At 62.1% G+C, this 16,679-nt stretch carries 13 protein-coding genes; 8 read left to right on the top strand and 5 right to left on the bottom strand.

The features are described 5' to 3' along the window. Genes KZO25_RS03040 through fliF form a run of 3 tightly spaced genes read right to left on the bottom strand, consistent with a single transcriptional unit; the run spans position 1 to position 3,471 of the window. Entirely contained in the window at positions 1-747 is a 747-nt protein-coding gene (locus KZO25_RS03040) for a flagellar assembly protein FliH (RefSeq protein ID WP_223135801.1), read from the bottom strand. Further along, positions 740-1,744 (bottom strand): flagellar motor switch protein FliG, encoded by a 1,005-nt coding sequence (fliG, locus tag KZO25_RS03045; protein WP_223135802.1) that lies wholly within the window; start codon positions 1,742-1,744, stop codon positions 740-742. Before fliG ends, KZO25_RS03040 begins: the two co-directional genes overlap by 8 nt. Continuing rightward, positions 1,741-3,471 (bottom strand): flagellar basal-body MS-ring/collar protein FliF, encoded by a 1,731-nt coding sequence (fliF, locus tag KZO25_RS03050; protein WP_223135803.1) that lies wholly within the window; start codon positions 3,469-3,471, stop codon positions 1,741-1,743. The genes fliG and fliF overlap by 4 nt, the downstream gene beginning before the upstream one ends. Positions 3,472-3,736: 265 nt before the next feature. On the opposite strand from fliF, the gene fliE reads away from it, so the two are divergent. Next, positions 3,737-4,066 (top strand): flagellar hook-basal body complex protein FliE, encoded by a 330-nt coding sequence (fliE, locus tag KZO25_RS03055; RefSeq protein WP_066452062.1) that lies wholly within the window; start codon positions 3,737-3,739, stop codon positions 4,064-4,066. A gap of 155 nt (positions 4,067-4,221) precedes the next feature. Here the strand turns inward: fliE and KZO25_RS03060 are convergent, their stop codons facing one another. Together KZO25_RS03060 and KZO25_RS03065 are read right to left on the bottom strand one after the other, a co-directional pair. Further along, positions 4,222-4,590: a flagellar protein FlaG gene (locus KZO25_RS03060; protein ID WP_066452061.1), complete on the bottom strand. Its 369-nt coding sequence runs from the start codon at positions 4,588-4,590 to the stop codon at positions 4,222-4,224. Between the two features lie 203 nt (positions 4,591-4,793). Next, positions 4,794-6,791, bottom strand: coding sequence for a methyl-accepting chemotaxis protein (locus KZO25_RS03065; RefSeq protein WP_262488802.1), 1,998 nt, complete (start codon positions 6,789-6,791; stop codon positions 4,794-4,796). A gap of 396 nt (positions 6,792-7,187) precedes the next feature. On the opposite strand from KZO25_RS03065, the gene KZO25_RS03070 reads away from it, so the two are divergent. The 7 genes from KZO25_RS03070 (at position 7,188) to fliD (ending at position 16,016) form a co-directional block, all read left to right on the top strand. Further along, on the top strand, positions 7,188-9,710 hold the full coding sequence (locus KZO25_RS03070) for an EAL domain-containing protein (protein ID WP_223135804.1): 2,523 nt from the start codon (positions 7,188-7,190) through the stop codon (positions 9,708-9,710). Between the two features lie 174 nt (positions 9,711-9,884). Continuing rightward, positions 9,885-10,910, top strand: coding sequence for an OmpA family protein (locus KZO25_RS03075; protein ID WP_262488803.1), 1,026 nt, complete (start codon positions 9,885-9,887; stop codon positions 10,908-10,910). A gap of 207 nt (positions 10,911-11,117) precedes the next feature. After that, a complete protein-coding gene (locus KZO25_RS03080; protein ID WP_223135806.1) occupies positions 11,118-12,482 on the top strand; it encodes a sensor domain-containing diguanylate cyclase in 1,365 nt (454 codons plus the stop codon). Continuing rightward, positions 12,482-13,816, top strand: coding sequence for a putative bifunctional diguanylate cyclase/phosphodiesterase (locus KZO25_RS03085; protein WP_223135807.1), 1,335 nt, complete (start codon positions 12,482-12,484; stop codon positions 13,814-13,816). The genes KZO25_RS03080 and KZO25_RS03085 overlap by 1 nt, the downstream gene beginning before the upstream one ends. Positions 13,817-13,929: 113 nt before the next feature. After that, positions 13,930-14,211 (top strand): type II toxin-antitoxin system RelE/ParE family toxin, encoded by a 282-nt coding sequence (locus tag KZO25_RS03090; RefSeq protein ID WP_066452057.1) that lies wholly within the window; start codon positions 13,930-13,932, stop codon positions 14,209-14,211. A 9-nt stretch (positions 14,212-14,220) separates the two neighbouring features. Beyond that, positions 14,221-14,508: a HigA family addiction module antitoxin gene (locus KZO25_RS03095; protein ID WP_223135808.1), complete on the top strand. Its 288-nt coding sequence runs from the start codon at positions 14,221-14,223 to the stop codon at positions 14,506-14,508. A 107-nt stretch (positions 14,509-14,615) separates the two neighbouring features. After that, positions 14,616-16,016: a flagellar filament capping protein FliD gene (fliD, locus tag KZO25_RS03100; protein ID WP_223135809.1), complete on the top strand. Its 1,401-nt coding sequence runs from the start codon at positions 14,616-14,618 to the stop codon at positions 16,014-16,016. Positions 16,017-16,679 lie beyond the last annotated feature (663 nt).

Consider the following 16,679-nt stretch of genomic DNA (forward strand, 5'->3'; position numbering starts at 1 on the left):
TCACTCCTGTTCGTCTTCCGCTGTGGGTGTGGCAGGGCGCCGGCGACGCACCTGAGCCTTGACCGCCTGCCACCGGCTCTCCCAGGTGGCGTCGAGCTCGCCGCTGGCGCTGGTGACGCGACAGCCGCCGCGGCTGAGCTGGTCATCCGGCTGAAGTTTCCAGCCGGCGGCCCCCAGCTCCTGGCCGAGATGCTGTTCCACCAGCTTGTGGTCCAGGGGATGCAGCCACAGGCGCTGCTGTCCCGTCAGCGGCGGGTCGGTGTGCAGCAGCGCCCTGACCAGTTCCAGTACCTGTCGCGGGCGGGCCTTCAAGGCTTCGCCGGCCAGCTGGCGCCCGGTGGCCAGTGCCAGCTCGACCATGTCGTTGGCCACTTCCTCGTCGAGCACGGCCAAGGCTTCGGAAAACTGCTCCGCCAGCGGCTTGAGCGGCGCCAGGACCTCACGGGTGCGCAGCTTCAGCTCGCGCTCGGCTTCACGGCGACCCTCCTCCAGGCCCTGGGCATGCCCTTGGGCACGTCCCTCATCGAAGCCGGCCTTGAACCCCTCGTCTCTGGCCTCCCGCAGGGTCTTCTCGCGCAGGGCCTTGAGCTCGGCCTGACGGCGAAAACGCTCCTGGCGCGCGGGGTCCTCTGCCGGCTTCGCGGCTCGCTCGGCCTCGCTGCGTCGTCTCTCATCCTGGAGTTCCCCCATTTGCCAGCGGCGCCAGGACGCCGACTGCTCGGGGGGCGAGGGGGAGCGATCAGACATAGGTGTCGTCCCCGCCGCTCAGCACGATGTCTCCGGAGTCGGCAAGGCGGCGAACCACCTGCAGGATCGACTTCTGTTCGGTCTCCACCTGGGAGACACGAATCGGCCCACGCGCCTCCATGTCCTCGCGCATCAGGTCGGCGGCGCGGCGGGACATGTTGCGCAGGAATTTCTCCATAAGGCCTTCCGGTGCCCCCTTGAGCGCTACCACCAGCGAGTTGGTGTCGATCTCCTTGAGCACCATCTGGATGCTGCGGTCGTCCAGGTCCATGAGATTCTCGAACAGGAACATCTCGTCGATGATCTTCTGGGCCAGGTCTTCGCTGTGCGCCCGTACGGTCTCGATGGCGGTCTCCTCCTGATTGGAGTTCATCAGGTTGAGGATCTCGGCCGCGGTTCTTACGCCGCCCATCTTGCTGCGCTTGAGGTTCTGGCCGTCGAGCATGCCCGACAGTACTTCGGTGAGCTCCTGTAGGGCGGCCGGCTGCACGCCGCTGAAGGTAGCGATACGCAGCACCACGTCGTTGCGCAGCTTGTCGTCGAACAGCTCCAGCACATCGGCGGCTTGATGACGCTCCAGATGCACCAGGATGGTGGCGATGATCTGCGGGTGCTCGTCGCGGATCAGCTCCGCCACCATGGGGGCTTCCATCAGGTTGAGCGAATCGATACCGCTGCTGCTGCCCGATGACTCGAGGACGTCCTCGATCAGGCTGGTGGCACGTTCGCTGCCCAGGGCCTTGGTCAATACCGAGCGAATATGCTCGCTGGAGTTGAGGTTCAGCGCGATGAACTCTTCGGTCTCGTCGTTGAAGTCCTGCATGACCTTCTGCATGTCTTCATGGGAGACCTGGCCCAAATCGGCCATCTCCATGCTCAGCTGCTGGATCTCCTTGGGCCCCAGGAACTTGAACACTTCAGCGGCGCTGTCCTCGTCCAGGGCCAGCATCAGGATGGCGCTGCGGCGTACGCCGGTCATGGCTCTTGCAGTACTCATTCTTTATTCATCCAGCTGCGAACGATCATGGCGATCATGCGTGGATCCTCCTGGGCCAGTTCACGCAGATCGGCCAGGTGGTCTTCATAGGCCGAGGACTTGCGCTTGCGCTTCGGCTTCTTGTAAGTCCGTGTCGACTCCAGATCGTCTTCCAGTTCGCCGTCGATGCCTTCCGGGGTCTCATCGTCGACCCTGACACGCAGGCCGGTGCCCGGCGCCGAGGCCAGCATGGGCTGCTGCGTATGTCGCTTGATCAACGGACGCAGGATCAGCAGGTAGGCGAGCAGGGCGCCCAGTGCCACCAGCAGGTAGCGGCCGATGGTCAGTGCCAGGTTGTGGACCTCGGGGGACTGCCACCACTCCAGCAGTTCGTCGTCGTCGACGGCGCGGCTGAAGGGGCTGTTGACCACTTCGATTTCGTCGCCACGGGCCTGGGAGAAGCCCATGGCCTGACGCACCAGCCGCTCGATCTGGGCAACTTCCACGTCGCTCAGCGGCACGCGCTGCAAGTCGCCGTCTTCATCGCGCTGTTCGCGATAGTCCACCACCACCGCGGCGGACAGGCGCTGCACCTGCCCCTGGCGGTGCTGGACATGCTCGATGTTGCGGTCGACCTCATAGTTGATCACGCCGTCCTGGCGCAGGTTGCTCAAGGCCAGCAGCTCCTGCTCGGCTTCCTCGATGAGTTCGCCATCCTCATCGACCGGCAGGTTGATCGGGGAGGGCGCGATACCGGGAGGCGTGTTGCTCAGCGCGCCGGGGATGCCCATGGCCAGGTCGTCGCCGCCGCTGTAGGAAACGCTGGATTGGCGGCTGCGCACCGCGGCTTCGTTGGGCGGCTGGTTGGGGCCGAACCGTTCGTTGGTCTCTTCGCGCCGCGAGAAATCGATCTGGGCGGCCACCTGGGCCCGCACGTTCTGCTGGCCCAGAATCGGGACCAGGATGTTTTCGATGCGCTGCTGGAAGGAGCGCTCGACCTCGGCGATATAATCGAGCTGCGTGGCATCCAGGCCGCGGCGGTTGGCCCCGGGCATGGAGAGCAGACGACCGCCCTGGTCGACCACCGTGACGTCTTCGGCGGCCAGTTCGGGCACGCTGCTGGATACCATGTGGATGATGGCGTTGACCTGGCCATCACCGATAACCCGGCCCGATTCAAGGGTCACGATAACCGACGCCTTGGCCGGCTCCTGGTCCCGTACGAATACCGAGGAGCGGGCCATGGCAAGATGGACACGGGCCCGGGATACCGGACCAAGCGACTCGATGGAGCGTGACAGCTCGCCTTCCAGGCCGCGCTGGAAGTTGACCTGCTCGGCAAACTGGCTGACCCCGAAGGCCTGGCTGTCCATCAGCTCGAAGCCGACATTGCCGCCCCGGGGCAGGCCTTGCTCGGCGAGCTGCAGTCGCAGGCCATGCACCTCATCGCCGGGCACCAGCAGGGCCGTGCCGCCTTCGCTGAAGCGATAGGCCACGCCGCGGCTCTCGAGCTCATTGATGATGCGGCCGCCATCCGCTTCGGTGAGGTTGCTGTAGAGCACCCGGTAGTCGGGTTCTCTCGCCCACATCAGCAGTACCACCACGATAGCGATCGAGGCCGCACCGCCGATCAGGATCGCGATCAGCGGGTTGCCACGCATCTGATCCTGAACGCGCTGCAGCAGCGCGCCGGCCGGCTGGTCAGGCGCGGTCTCCTGGCGACCCGGCGTCGCGGCGCCATTGCTCATGCGCACCTCCATGGAGATGCGTCGTTCGCCGCTTGAAACGTATTCCTAAAAGATGGCATTGAGTGCATCCGTCCACCGCATTCTGGCTACCCTTGCGGGCGCAACTGTGATGAACGCTATTATGCGAACCCTGGTCGAGTCCAAAGGCGGGAAAAGCCCGTGTTTTTCATGCCATTTGCCGGTATGGCGTCGTGACCATAGCTGTTAGCCTTGGCTACATTCGTTACGTGACACTTCCGAACCAACAGAACGGGGGCCGCAAGCCATGAGTTCACCTGCCATACAGTCCGCGCTGGCCCAGATGCAGACCCTTGCGACACAGGCCGGCGGGCAGGCTGCCAAGGGGCAGCAGGTCTCGACCATGGTGGGGCAGGGCGGCTTTGCCGGCGAGCTGCAAGCCTCCATCCAGCGCATCAACCGCTTGCAGCAGGCGTCCAGCGCCAAGGCGATGGCATTCCAGGCCGGCGATCCCAACGTGGAGCTGAACGACGTCATGGTCGACATGCAGAAGGCCAGCGTGGCCTTCCAGATGGGGCTGCAGGTAAGGAACCGCCTGGTTTCCGCCTATCGCGACGTCATGAATATGCAGGTCTAGCAGCCCAGCCTCCTAGGCACTGTCTGAAAAGTCGGCGAGCGACGGTCAGACAAGGCAAAAATCAGCGAAAAGACGGAGTTTACGGAGTGTAAATGAGTACTTTGAGCTGATTTTTAACGCCGTATGACCGAGCGCAGCCAGTTTTCGGACAATGCCTAGGCTTCCAGGCGAATCAAGCGTCCCTGCAATTCATCCAGCCTTTCGGCAATGGCCAGCACTTCCTCGCTGGGAATCTGGCGCAACACGTCGCCGGTTTCCCGGTCCACGATCCGCGTCACCACCCGTGACGGCATCTCGTTGAGCTCGAATTCCACGCCATGCTGGCGAAGCACTTCATTGATACGCTGAATCGGCTCGACCAGATCCGCCTGGGCGGGTGAGTTGCCGTGGCTCTCGGCCTGGCTCAGCATGGTGCCCGCAGCGGGCAAGGATGCCAGAACGCTCTCCTTGCGCTGTCGCGGCGTCAGGTCGTGCAACGCCGAAGCGCTCAAGCTGTTGGTGGCATCGGTAAGTGGTGAAGACATGGCCTGTTTTCCTTGTATGCGCCCTTGGCAAGCATTCAACCATCCATCGCCCGGTTTCCCGGTCCAGCTACGACAGATCGTAATGCCGCCCCCCGAAGCCGGCGGACGAGCCGGCTTCTCCCATTAGTGCTATGCACCTCTTCTATCGGCAGGGTCGAACAAAAACTTTAGTAACAATGTTACCGGCCGTTTCCATGCATGTGTCACGCTGCAGAGTAGGCGAGCTTTCGCTGCGTCTCTGTACCGGTTGGCTGGACCTCGCTTTCCCAGACATTGCCGCCCTGCAGCGCTTCATCGACCTTGAAGCGGGCGATCAGGCGCGTCATATCGTTCGCCTGCTCATCCAGTGATTGGCTTGCCGCGGCGACCTGCTCCACCAGCGTGGCGTTGTGCTGTGTCATCTCCTCGAGCTGCCCGATTGCCTGGTTGATCTGCTCGATGCCCGCCGACTGTTCGCTTGCCGCCGTGGACATCTCGATGATCAGATTGGCCACTTGTTCTATCCCCAGGGAAATCGTCTCCAGGGTTTCACTGGTGGCATTGACCAGCTTCTCCCCTTCGTTGATGCGGGCGACATTGATACCGACCACTTTGCGTATCTGCTCGGCTTCCTCGGCGCTGCGGCTGGCCAGCTTGCGCACCTCCGAGGCGACCACGGCAAAGCCGCGGCCATGCTCTCCGGCCCTGGCCGCCTCCACCGATGCATTCAGCGCCAGCAGGTTGGTCTGGAAGGCGATGCTGTCGATCGCCTCGACGATGCGGGTGACCTCACGGTTGGCCTCATGAATCTGCTGCATGGCGCCGCGGGCACTGTTGGCCACGCTGCTGCCCTTGCCGGCCTGGTTTGCCGCTTCACGGGAGAGCGCCTCGGCCTGCCGGGCATTGTCGGCGGTCTGACGCACGCTGGCCGTCATCTGCTCCATGCTGGAAGCGGTTTCTACCAGGGAGGAGGACTGCTCCTCGGTGCGCTGAGCGAGGTCACGGTTCCCCTCGTTTATCTGTCCGCTGGCCACGCCGACCGACATGGCGCCTTGCTTGATATTCGAGACCAGCAGCTCGGAATCGGCGGTGGATTCATTGAAGGCGCGATAGAGCTGCGCCAGTTCGTCTTTGCCTGGGGCATCCAGCCGCAGGGTGAGATCTCCGCTGCTGCGCTGGATCGCTGCCAGCGTCGCACGCAGTGGCAGCACGATGCTGCGCACGATCACGGCGGCAAGCAGCAATGCCAGGATACTGGCAACCGCCGCCACGACGAGGTGGCTGGTCAGGTCACCCCTTGCTTCACTCCTGAGCCGTGAGGCCGTGGCCAATACATCTTCCGCCACGGCATCCTCTACCTGCTTGAGCAGGTCTATCCTGTCGGTCTGCCAGTCGAACCACTGCTGTGCATCGATGCCGTAGCCACCGGCCGTGCCTCGTTCGATGGCGACGTTGCGCAGTGACGTCAGCCGTTCGGCTGTCGGGCTCTCGCCCACCGCCTGGAACCGCTGATGCATTTCAGGGGTGGAAAGAGTGGTAAAGGCCTCCTCGAAGGCATCCTGTCTGCCCAGCAGTTTGAGCAATTGCTGATAGCTTGCCGGTGTCATGCTGTCAGAGCCGAAGGCACCGGTGAGCATGGCACGCTCAATGCCGGCCAGTTCCTTGGTCTGCAGCAGGTTGTAATAGGCCGCCATGCGGCTGGCCACGCTGCCTTCTCCCTTGGCCAGGGCCATGCGTCCAATGATAGTGATCAGGGCGCCATTGATTTCCGTGTAATGGGCGACTGCCTCACCGCTGGTCAATGTTTGTTCATCGACTCGCTGACGCAAGGATGAGGTCTGCTGAAGCCGTGAAAGGGTCGTCTCGATGCGCTCGGCAAGTGTCGGGTCCAGTGCGACCAGGTCGACGTTGGCGAGATATCGCTGGAAGGTATCCTGCTGGAGGTCCGTTTCACGGCGTTGATCGGGCAGCGCATCCCGAAAATTCTCACCCTCGCTGGCCAGGAACCCAGCAGTCATTCCCCGTTCCCGCTGCAGCTCATGTATCAGGTTGCCTGCCCGTTGGGACAAGCGAGTCATCTCCTCCAGGGCTGCCATGTCGGCCGTTACCTGCTGGCGATCCAGAACGCCGGATGCGGCAAACCAGGCCATGGCCAGCAGCGGAAGGGAGAGTGCGAGAAAGAATTTCCAGCCCATGTCGATGCGGTGAAGCAGTCGGTTCATCGTAGGCCTTCCTTTGGGAGTGAGAGATGTTTCGTGGGCAGGTCGGTGTCGCGTCATGCTCACGTTGCGCTCAGGTATCGGCATGCGGAGTAGTGGCTTTAGCGGATCGGAAGGGGATCGAAGGGGTTGTTGATATGGGTCATGAAATTGCCGACTAGCCAAGATTTAACCCGCGACATGGCGATGGGGTAGCGACCAGACGTTGTCCCGTTGACACTCAGTTAATCATTGCGACTAGTTATGTAATACGTGATCATTGAACATAGTGTTAAGAATAATCAGGATTTATCTTGGTTCTGAATCGTTTTTCGGCAGTTCGGGGTATGTCAAGCGTGGTCCCGGAAGAAAAGTACGGGAAGAAGAGTCCCGTAGGAATCGTCCCGTCAGTGAGGCGTCATGAATCACGAGCTACCCATTGAACGCATCATGCAGACCGGTCTGCTGACCTGTGAATCCGATACGCCGCTTTGCATCGCAGCCCGGCGCATGGCCGACCGTCAATGCAGTTCAATCGTGGTGACCCGTGAGGGCAAGGCGCAGGGGATCTGGACCGAGCATGATGCGCTGGCAGTTAACTTCGCCGACCCGCAAGCGGGGCAAACGCGTATCGGTGAGGTCATGAGTCAACCGGTGGCGAGCCTGCATCTGGATACGCCGATCAGCGAGGCCGCACTACGTTTCAGTGCCGAAGGGCGGCGACACTTCGTCGTGGTCGATGGCGCCGGCCTGCCGAAGGGAATCCTCTCCCAGACCGACATGGCCATGAATCAGGGCATCGAGCCCTACCTGCGCCTGCGGGAGGTTCGGGCCGCCATGCGGCAGCGTGCGCTGGTACTCCAGGGTACTCAGCTGTTGGCCGAGGCGGCCCGGTCGATGCGCCTCTCCAGCTGCGATGCCGTGGTAGTGAAATGCAGCGAACAGGAGCTGGGCATTCTCACCGAGCGCGATATGGTGCGCTTTGTTGCCCACTACCCCGGTAATACCCCGATTGCAGAGCTGGCTAGCCGTCCCCTGCTTTCCGTAGTTCATGACGAACCCCTGATCACTGCCCGGGACAGGCTCCTGGAGCAACGGGTGCGCCACTTGGCGGTGCTGGACGAAGAGGGCAATGTGATCGGCCTGATTGGTTTCCGCGACATGCTGGCCGGAGCTGAACAGCACTACATGCAGGACCTGCGCGACGCCTTGGAAGAGCGCGACCGGGCCCTTGCCCGATCCCATGAAAACCTGCAGCTGGCCGAACGGGTCATCGAATCCTCGCTGGAAGGGATTATCGTGACCGACCCGAGCAATCGCATCGAGTTCGTCAACCCGGCATTTTCCCACATGACCGGCTACGCGGCGGAAGAGGTCATCGGCAAGACCCCCGAGATACTCTCCTCCGGGCGTCACGATGCCGCCTTCTACCGGCAGATGTGGGAGGCGCTGAAGACTAACGGCTACTGGCGGGGCGAGATCTGGAACCGTCGCAAAAGTGGCGAGCTCTATCTCGAGCTGCTGACCATCACCGCCATCACTGGCGAGAATGGTGAAGTGACGCACTATGCGGCACTGTTCAATGACATCACGCACATTCGTGAAAATGAAGAGCGGATTCGCAAGCTTGCCTACTACGATCCTTTGACCGCGCTTCCCAACCGGCGCCTGCTGGAGGACCGGCTACAGCTGGCCATTCGGCATGCCCACCGTAACAAGAGTCGGCTGGCGGTTGTCTTCGTCGACCTGGACCATTTCAAGCAGATCAACGATGCCATGGGGCATGCCGTGGGTGATGAACTGCTGGTGATGGTCGCCGACCGACTTCAGAGCCGGCTGCGCGAGGACGATACCCTGGCGCGCCTGGGGGGCGACGAATTCCTGATTCTGCTGCCGGACCTGGAAGAAGTCGAGGAGGTGACCCGGGTGGCCCGGCGGCTGGTCGATGCGGTGGGCGAGCCCTGTATCATCAATGGTCATGAATTCAGCATTGGCTGCAGTCTTGGTATCAGCCTGTACCCGGATGATGCCACCAATGCCGAAGCCCTGATCCACGATGCCGACGTGGCCATGTATCGGGCAAAGCAGGAAGGGCGTAATGCCTATCGGCTCTATCGTACCGAAATGAACATCCAGGATGACCGTCAGCGGGCGCTGGAAGCCGCACTGCGAGACGCCGTCGAGAGTGGCGAGGGCCTCGAGGTCCACTTCCAGCCGCTCTTCGAACGGGAAAGCGGTGCCTTGCACAGTGCCGAAGCCTTGATGTGCTGGCATCACCCGGTGCTGGGGAGCATCCCCCCGGGGGAGGTCATACCGCTGGCCGAACGTGCCGGGCTTATCGTGGCCTTGGGCGATCGCATGATGCGGATGGTCTTCGCACAGCTGAGTGAATGGTGTCGGGCCTCTGCCGAGCCGGTGCCGGTGAGCATCAACCTGTCACCACGTCAATTCTGGCAGCAGGACCTGACAAGCAAGATTGCCGCCATGCTGGCGGATCATGACCTGCCGCCTGGCCTGGTGGGCTTCGAGCTCTCGGAAAGCACGCTGCTCGACAAGCCGCTGCAGGCGGCGACCGTGTTACAGCAGCTGCGGGACCTGGGTGGCGAGATCACCATCGATGACTTTGGCACCGGCTACGCTTCGCTGAGCTACCTGGAGGAGCTGCCGGTCACCACATTGAAGATCGACCGCCGCTTTATCCAGCGCCTCGATGGCGAACAGCGGGGCAGTGCGGCAATCGTCGCCGCTGTTTGTGGCCTGGCCAGGGAGCTGGGGCTGCGGGTGGTCGCCGTGGGGGTGGAGACTGAAGCCCAGCAGGATGCGCTGCTGCGCCACAACATGGACCTGATCCAGGGGTTTCTCACCGGAAGGCCCGTTTCCGCGGCTCGTTTTGCCAGCCGTTACCTGGTATCCCGCCAGGGCGAGGTCACCGAGGAGGCCTGAGCCTGCCAAGCTGCCGGCAAGTAGCGCCACAAGCTGGCGCTTTTCCCCGTTTCACCTCAGCGTCCCTGCGGTTAGGCTAGGCAGCCTGCTCATGGCGACCCGGCTGTCCAGATGACCCGATTGAACTCCAGCGCTGGTAGCGATCATCGTGGCCCCATGCGGCATGGATCGCTGATGGCGACGCATGCCGACTCCGATCAGGACAGTACCTGGATGATCGGCTACCTGGATATCATGACGCTGCTGGTGGCCCTGATGGTGCTGCTGTTTACCATCACCTATGCCACTAATCGTGACACGGATACGACTGGCGCCGACGATACCCCGGAATCCATGGCCATACCTCTGCCCGGTGAACTGCGCTGGGCGATGGCGAATCACGCGCCAATTCCCTACCCCAGTGGCCAGCTTAGCCCCCTCGCGCTTTCCGCGGCCCTAGGTGTCGCCGGTTTGCCGCGTCGAGTGGCATCGCCCCCGCCAAGCGCTGCACCACCCTTGTTGGCGCTGCCGGCGGGGCAAGCTGAGCGAGAGGTACGTCCAGCTTTCGTCGCACCGCCCACGCCGCTGGCGCTGCTCGCTCAGCGGGTGGAGCGAGTGCCCCCGGGGACTACCTTTGATGAGCGTCCTCTGCCTCAGCCCCTGATTCCCGACGGTGACGAGCTGCCGGCTGGCCCGGCAGATTTCATGCTGGTACTCACCGACCGCCCCCCGTCGCGGGTGCGCGAAGTGGCGCCGGAGGCCATCGCCGGCTCGCTGGCGCTGCAGCGGGCGCTCGAAGCGCGTGTCGAAACCGCTCCTTACCTGCCGGACCTCGAAGGCGTGGCGGTGTCCAGAGTCGCTGAAGGCATCAAGCTGCGCGTAGAGGATCAGTGGCTCTTCCCCACCGCCGAGGCTGAACTGACCGACGATGGCCAGGCGCTGGTACAGCGGCTGGTCGAAGTCATCCAGCGCCATGACGGCGAAGTGGCGGTGGAAGGGCACACCGACAGCCGCTCCATCCAGACTCCTGAATTTCCCTCCAACTGGGTGCTATCCAGCGCTCGTGCCATCGCCATCGTGCATGCCCTGGAGCAGGCCGGCGTGGAAACCCAGCGCCTGCGCGCGGTGGGCCTGGCCGATACCCGTCCGCTGGCGACCAACGACAGTGCCGAGGGGCGAGCCCAGAACCGGCGCGTTGAAGTGATCATCCATTCGCGCTAGTTTTTTTGTACAAGTATTGGTTTTTCCTGACCAAAAATGTGCTTAAAAGTTGATTTTTATCAAGTAAACTTAAAATTACTTCTCCAAGAGTTATACATTCCTGGCGACTGGCCTTATCATCGTCCTTGATAGGCACCCATCGCCACGTCTGATCCAGCACACGAACCAGGCCAGCCCAGAGCCAACACCCGGATGAGGACCCCTTGCATGACGCAGCAACACGAGTTTCCGGAAGGCGACGCCTCACCGGATGCCTGGGATCATATCGATGCAAGTGGCTCGCCGGGTACGCTGGTCCAATCGCTCAAGCATTTCTATACCGCCGTGGAACATAGCCCCATGGCCACTGCCATCACCGATCCCAGCGGGCGTCTGCTCTATGTGAACCTTCGTTTTGTCGATATCACCGGCTACAGCCGTGATGAGCTCATCGGCAAGACGTGTTCGCTCATCAAGTCCGGCAAGACCTCACCCGAGACCTACCGGGAGCTATGGCAGACGCTGAAAGCGGGCAACATCTGGCGAGGCGAGATGCTCAACCGCCGCAAGTGCGGCGAGGAGTACTGGGAATACGAGGTCATTACGCCGATCAAGGACGAGCACGACAAGGTCATCAGCTTCATTACCGTCAAGGAGGATATTTCCGAACGCAAACGCCAGCAAGAGGAGCTGCGCCTGCTGGCGACTGCCTTCGAAACGGGGCAGGCAACGCTGATCGCCAACGCCGAGATGCGCATAGAGCGAGTCAATCAGGCTTTCGTCAATATTACCGGCTATACCGCCGATGAAGTGGTTGGCCACACGCCGCGCATGTTCAAGTCCGGGCGCCACGACGCCAGCTTCTATGCCGGGCTCTGGCAGTCGCTGACGGTCAAGGGGCATTGGCAGGGGGAGATCTGGAATCGTAACAAGCGGGGCGAGATCTATCCGGTGTGGCAATCGATCACTGCGGTAAAGGGTGAGAGTGGCGAAGTGCGCCACTACGTGTCGGTTTTTCACAATATCGCCGAGCGCAAGCAGGTGGAGCAGGCGCTGGTTCATGAAGCCAGCCGCGATCACCTGACCGGCGCCGCCAATCGACGCGCCTTTGACCGCGCCCTGATTACCGCTGTCAGACTGGCCGAAAAGGAAGGCGGCGAGTTCGCCATGATGCTGTTCGACATCGACCACTTCAAGGCAGTCAATGATACCCATGGTCATGATGTCGGGGATGCCGTGCTTTTTGCACTGACCGATTGCGTCCAGCGAAGGCTACGCAAGACCGACCTGCTGGCACGCTGGGGCGGCGAAGAGTTCACGCTGCTGCTGTCGGGAACCCCACTCAATGGCGCCCTGCAGCTTGCCGAGCGGCTGCGCAGCGACGTGGCCAGCGCCGAGTTGCCCGGCGGCGCCATCACCATCAGTATCGGCTTGACCCTCTACCAACCAGGCGATACGGCCCGTGATCTGCTGATGCGGGCCGACAGGGCGCTATACCGTGCCAAGCAGGGTGGCCGCAACCGGGTAGAACTCATCACAAGCGAGAGATCAACTGCCCTGGTTGCCGTGGCAAATGACGGGGCGGAGGTCTGATGTACGCGTTTGACGGCACTCAGCTATCGATGTTGATGAACGAGGCGCTCGCCAGGGCGATCAAGGACCAGGGGAGCCTGACGGTCTGCGCGCTGGATGTGGACCATTTCAAGTTGATCAACAACCGCCTGGGCCATCAAGGCGCCGACCGGCTGATCGACGCCTTGGCGCTACGTCTCGCGCAATACGTCGGTGGTGACAGCGTTGTTGTCCGTGCCGGTGGCGACGAATTCGTGCTGCTGACTCATGACGCTGCCGACGATGCCGCCTTGCAGACGATGCTGTCGGTGATCAGCGAACCCTTCTCGCTGGAAGGGGAGCGGGTATCGATTACCGCAAGCCTGGGGGTATCCCGCTATCCCGATGACCATGCCGAGGCCGATGGCTTGCTGCGCCATGCCAGGCAGGCGATGTATCGGGCCAAGCAGAATGGCCGCAACACGGTGAGTCGATTCGACCCGGGGCAGGACCGCCTGGTTCAGCAGCGCCAGGTGAAGCGTCGTCGGTTTGCTCGGGCGATAGAGAATGGTGAACTGATCCTGTACTACCAACCCCAGATCGACATGGCCACCGCCGAGGTGATTGGTTTCGAAGCACTGGTACGCTGGAAGCACCCCAAGGAGGGCTTGAAGGCACCCGATAGCTTCCTGCCATTGATCGAGGGAACCCAACTGGAGACCTCGCTGGGCGAATGGGTGCTCCGGCAGGCGCTGACGCAGTTGGGTTGCTGGCAGCAACAGGGTCTCGTGCTGCCGGTAAGCGTCAATATCAGCCCCTCGCACTTGTTGAACCCGGAGTTCGTGCCACGGCTGGAAGGCCTGCTGGCGGCCAACCCGTGCATTACCACCGACCGCCTCAAGCTCGAAGTGGTGGAAACGGCCGCCATGCACGACATCAAGGCGGCGTTGGATACCATCGATCGCTGTCAGGCCATGGGCATCGAGGTGGCTATCGACGACTTTGGCACCGGCTTCTCTTCCCTTACGTACCTGCGCCAACTGCCGGTGGATATGATCAAGATCGACAAGAGCTTTGTCCGCGACATGCTCACCGACCCCAGCGACCTGGCCATTGTCGAGAGTGTGATCTACATGGCTCGCCGCTTCGACCGCGCGCTGCTGGCCGAAGGCGTGGAAACCCTGGAGCATGCCGACGCACTGCTGGGACGAGGATGCCGGCTGGCCCAAGGCTATGGCATTGCCCGCCCAATGCCGCCGGAAGCGGTGGTCGAATGGCTTCAGCGGTGGCGTGAACGAACCGATTGGCAGGGGCTGGCACGCCAGTCGCGGTTTATGGGTGAAAGGGAGGCACCTTCCGGCGCTTGCAGCAGGTAAGAGGGGCCTCGGATCACGGCGTTGCTTGCAATCACCTGCGAGGAGGAGGTGTTAACGTATTGCGTCATATGACGCGGTGCGTTATGCTTGGCTCATGTCAGAGAGGACGAGCGGTGATTAAAAGCTACAGGGATAGAGCGACAGCAACTATTGCCAATGGGCAAGTGGCCCGCAAGCTGCCTCAGGATATGCAGCGCGCAGCATTGAAGAAATTACGCCAGCTCAACGCGGCCAGCGTATTAGAGGATCTTCGCATTCCTCCAGGCAATCGTCTCGAAATGCTGCGTGGCGACCGTGAGGGCCAGTACAGCATTCGCATCAACGATCAATGGCGCCTTTGCTTTCGCTTCGAGGAAGGCAATGCCTACGATGTCGAAATTGTCGATTACCACTGAGGAGGTCTCATGACCCAGCGCCTGCCCAATATCCACCCTGGTGACATTCTCCTTGAGGATTTCATCGAACCGATGGGCCTGACCAAGAACGGTTTGGCAACAGCCATTGGCGTGCCTGCCACCCGGATCGGCGAGATTGCACGTGGGGCACGTTCCATTACTGCCGATACCGACCTCCGGCTGTCTCGCTTCTTTGGCACCAGCGAGGGCTACTGGCTGCGCTTGCAGAACGCCTATGACCTCGAGCAAGCCAAGCGTGGCCAGCGCTACGATGGTATTCAGCCCTATGCCGCATAATCATCCTAAAGTTTTTCTATCGGTTGCCGATGTGAGATAACAAAGGAAGGTGCCAAGCGAGCGATTCATGCGCGGCACCCGAATTCATCGGCACAAGGCAGTTTCTCATGGCCAGCATCTCCTCCCTCGGCATTGGCTCCGGCCTGGACCTCAACGGTCTACTGGACCAGCTCAACGACGCCGAACGCGGTAAACTCGAACCCATCGAGCAGCAGATCGAGTCCCAGCAGGTGCAGCTCTCGGCCTACGGCGAATTACAGGGCGCACTGTCTGGCTTCCAGGGTGCGGTGAGTGCCCTGAACGATCCTTCCCTCTTCCAGAGCCTCTCAGCCGACGTCAGCGGCGAAGCGGTACAGGCTGCCGCCGGCTCCGACGCCTCCCCGGGGCGCTACGATGTCGAGGTCCAGACCCTGGCCTCCGCCGGCAGCTATGCCACGGCGCGGCTGGAGGGCATCGAGACGCTGGATGACGTTGTGGTGAGTGGCGGCGGTGAGTTGCAGCTGCAGTTCGCTCATGCCGACAACGAAGGCGGGGAGAGCTTGCCGATCAGTATCGCCGCCGACAGCACACTCGAGGATGTCCGTGACGCCATCAATGCCGAACAGACCGGGGTCAGCGCCTCGATCGTCAACGATGGCGAAGGCTACCGCCTCGCACTGATGTCTAACGAGACCGGCCAGGAAGCCTCCATCACCGGCATGGACTGGGATGACGTTACCCTGGCAGACGGGGTGGGCTTCAGCGACACAGCGACAGCCGTCGATAACCTTGGCAATGATGCCCAGCTGACCGTCAACGGTATTGAGATCAGTAGTGCCTCTAACCAGGTTGAAGGCGCGATCCAGGATGTCACCCTCAGCCTGACCCAGGAGGGCAGCAGCACTGTCAACGTGGAGCGCGACACCCGCGCGGTGCGTGAGGCGGTGGCGGGCTTCGTCGAGGCCTACAACAGCTTCAAGGGCACCACCGGCGAGCTGACAGCCTTCGACAGCGAAACGGGGCAGGCCGGGGAGCTGCTGGGCGACAGCGCCCTGCGTACCGTGGAGTCGCGGCTGCGTGCCGACCTGGCCGGCGGTGTAGCCCAGGGAGGCGGGGAAGAGGGCGCGCTCGCCATGCTGGCGGACGTGGGTATCTCGCTGCAGCTCGACGGCACCCTGGCCCTGGATGAGGACCGGCTCAACCTGGTGATCAGCGAGGACATGGATGCGTTGGGCGAATTCTTCGCCGGCAATGATGAAACACCGGGCATGGCAGGCCAGCTCAACGAAACCCTGGGCCAGCTGATGAGCAGCAACGGGGTGGTGGAGAACTCGATCAGCGGAGCCGAGAATCGCATCGAGAGCCTCGTCGACCGCTATGGGCGCATGGAGCAGAGCATCAACGCCACCATCGAGCGCTACCGCACCCAGTTCGGCCAGCTCGACAGCATGATCGCCAACATGAATCAGACCAGCGCCTATCTTACCGAGCAGTTCGACATGATGAATGCCCAGCTTGGGCGGGATTGAGGGGGAGTTGCCGAACATTGACCGCCCCATCGTGGGCGGTCTTTTCATTGTGCGCCAGGCATGGTGCGCAGCGCCTGACTGGCGCTGTTCCCGAGGGTGGTGCCTCGGGATGACTCGGGGGTGAAAGTCCCCTACGGACCCTGATAGCGGGAACCGTTAGCTAAACAGCAAGGGCGTCCGTCGCGAGGCAGAGTCTGAAGGAAGCTGGAGGCAAACTCCCGGCCCGACGAACAGAAATCGCATATGAGGCTGTCGCACCTGGGCGAGAGGGCAATGAAACTCGAAGCCCAATAGCTATCCGGAAGGGGCGGCAGTAGATGCGGCGGGTAGATGGGAGGAAGGTCGCGCGTCTTACCCTGGGAGGTCTGGTGGTCTGCCACGGTGCTACCGGCGTCGAGAGGCGACGGGATGGGCCACCAGACGTCAGCAGAGGCCATAGTAAGTGCCGTATCACCCCGGCACCAAGGGCCGAACATGAAGAACCGCGAGTAGGCGATGACGTCTCGAGGATCGATCATGAAGACAGCAATGGGCGCTAACACCGTCACCCACCCAAAGGGGCAGGGGCGGAACCCCGAGTCCCAGCCGGTGGGCGTCGAGACGGTCCCGGCGTCGTCATCGTGGACGAAAGCGGAGCCCGCCCCGCTCATGGAGGCCGTGGTA

Source organism: Halomonas sp. ANAO-440, from assembly GCF_019915905.1.
GTDB classification, from domain to species: Bacteria; Pseudomonadota; Gammaproteobacteria; order Pseudomonadales; family Halomonadaceae; genus Halomonas; species Halomonas chromatireducens.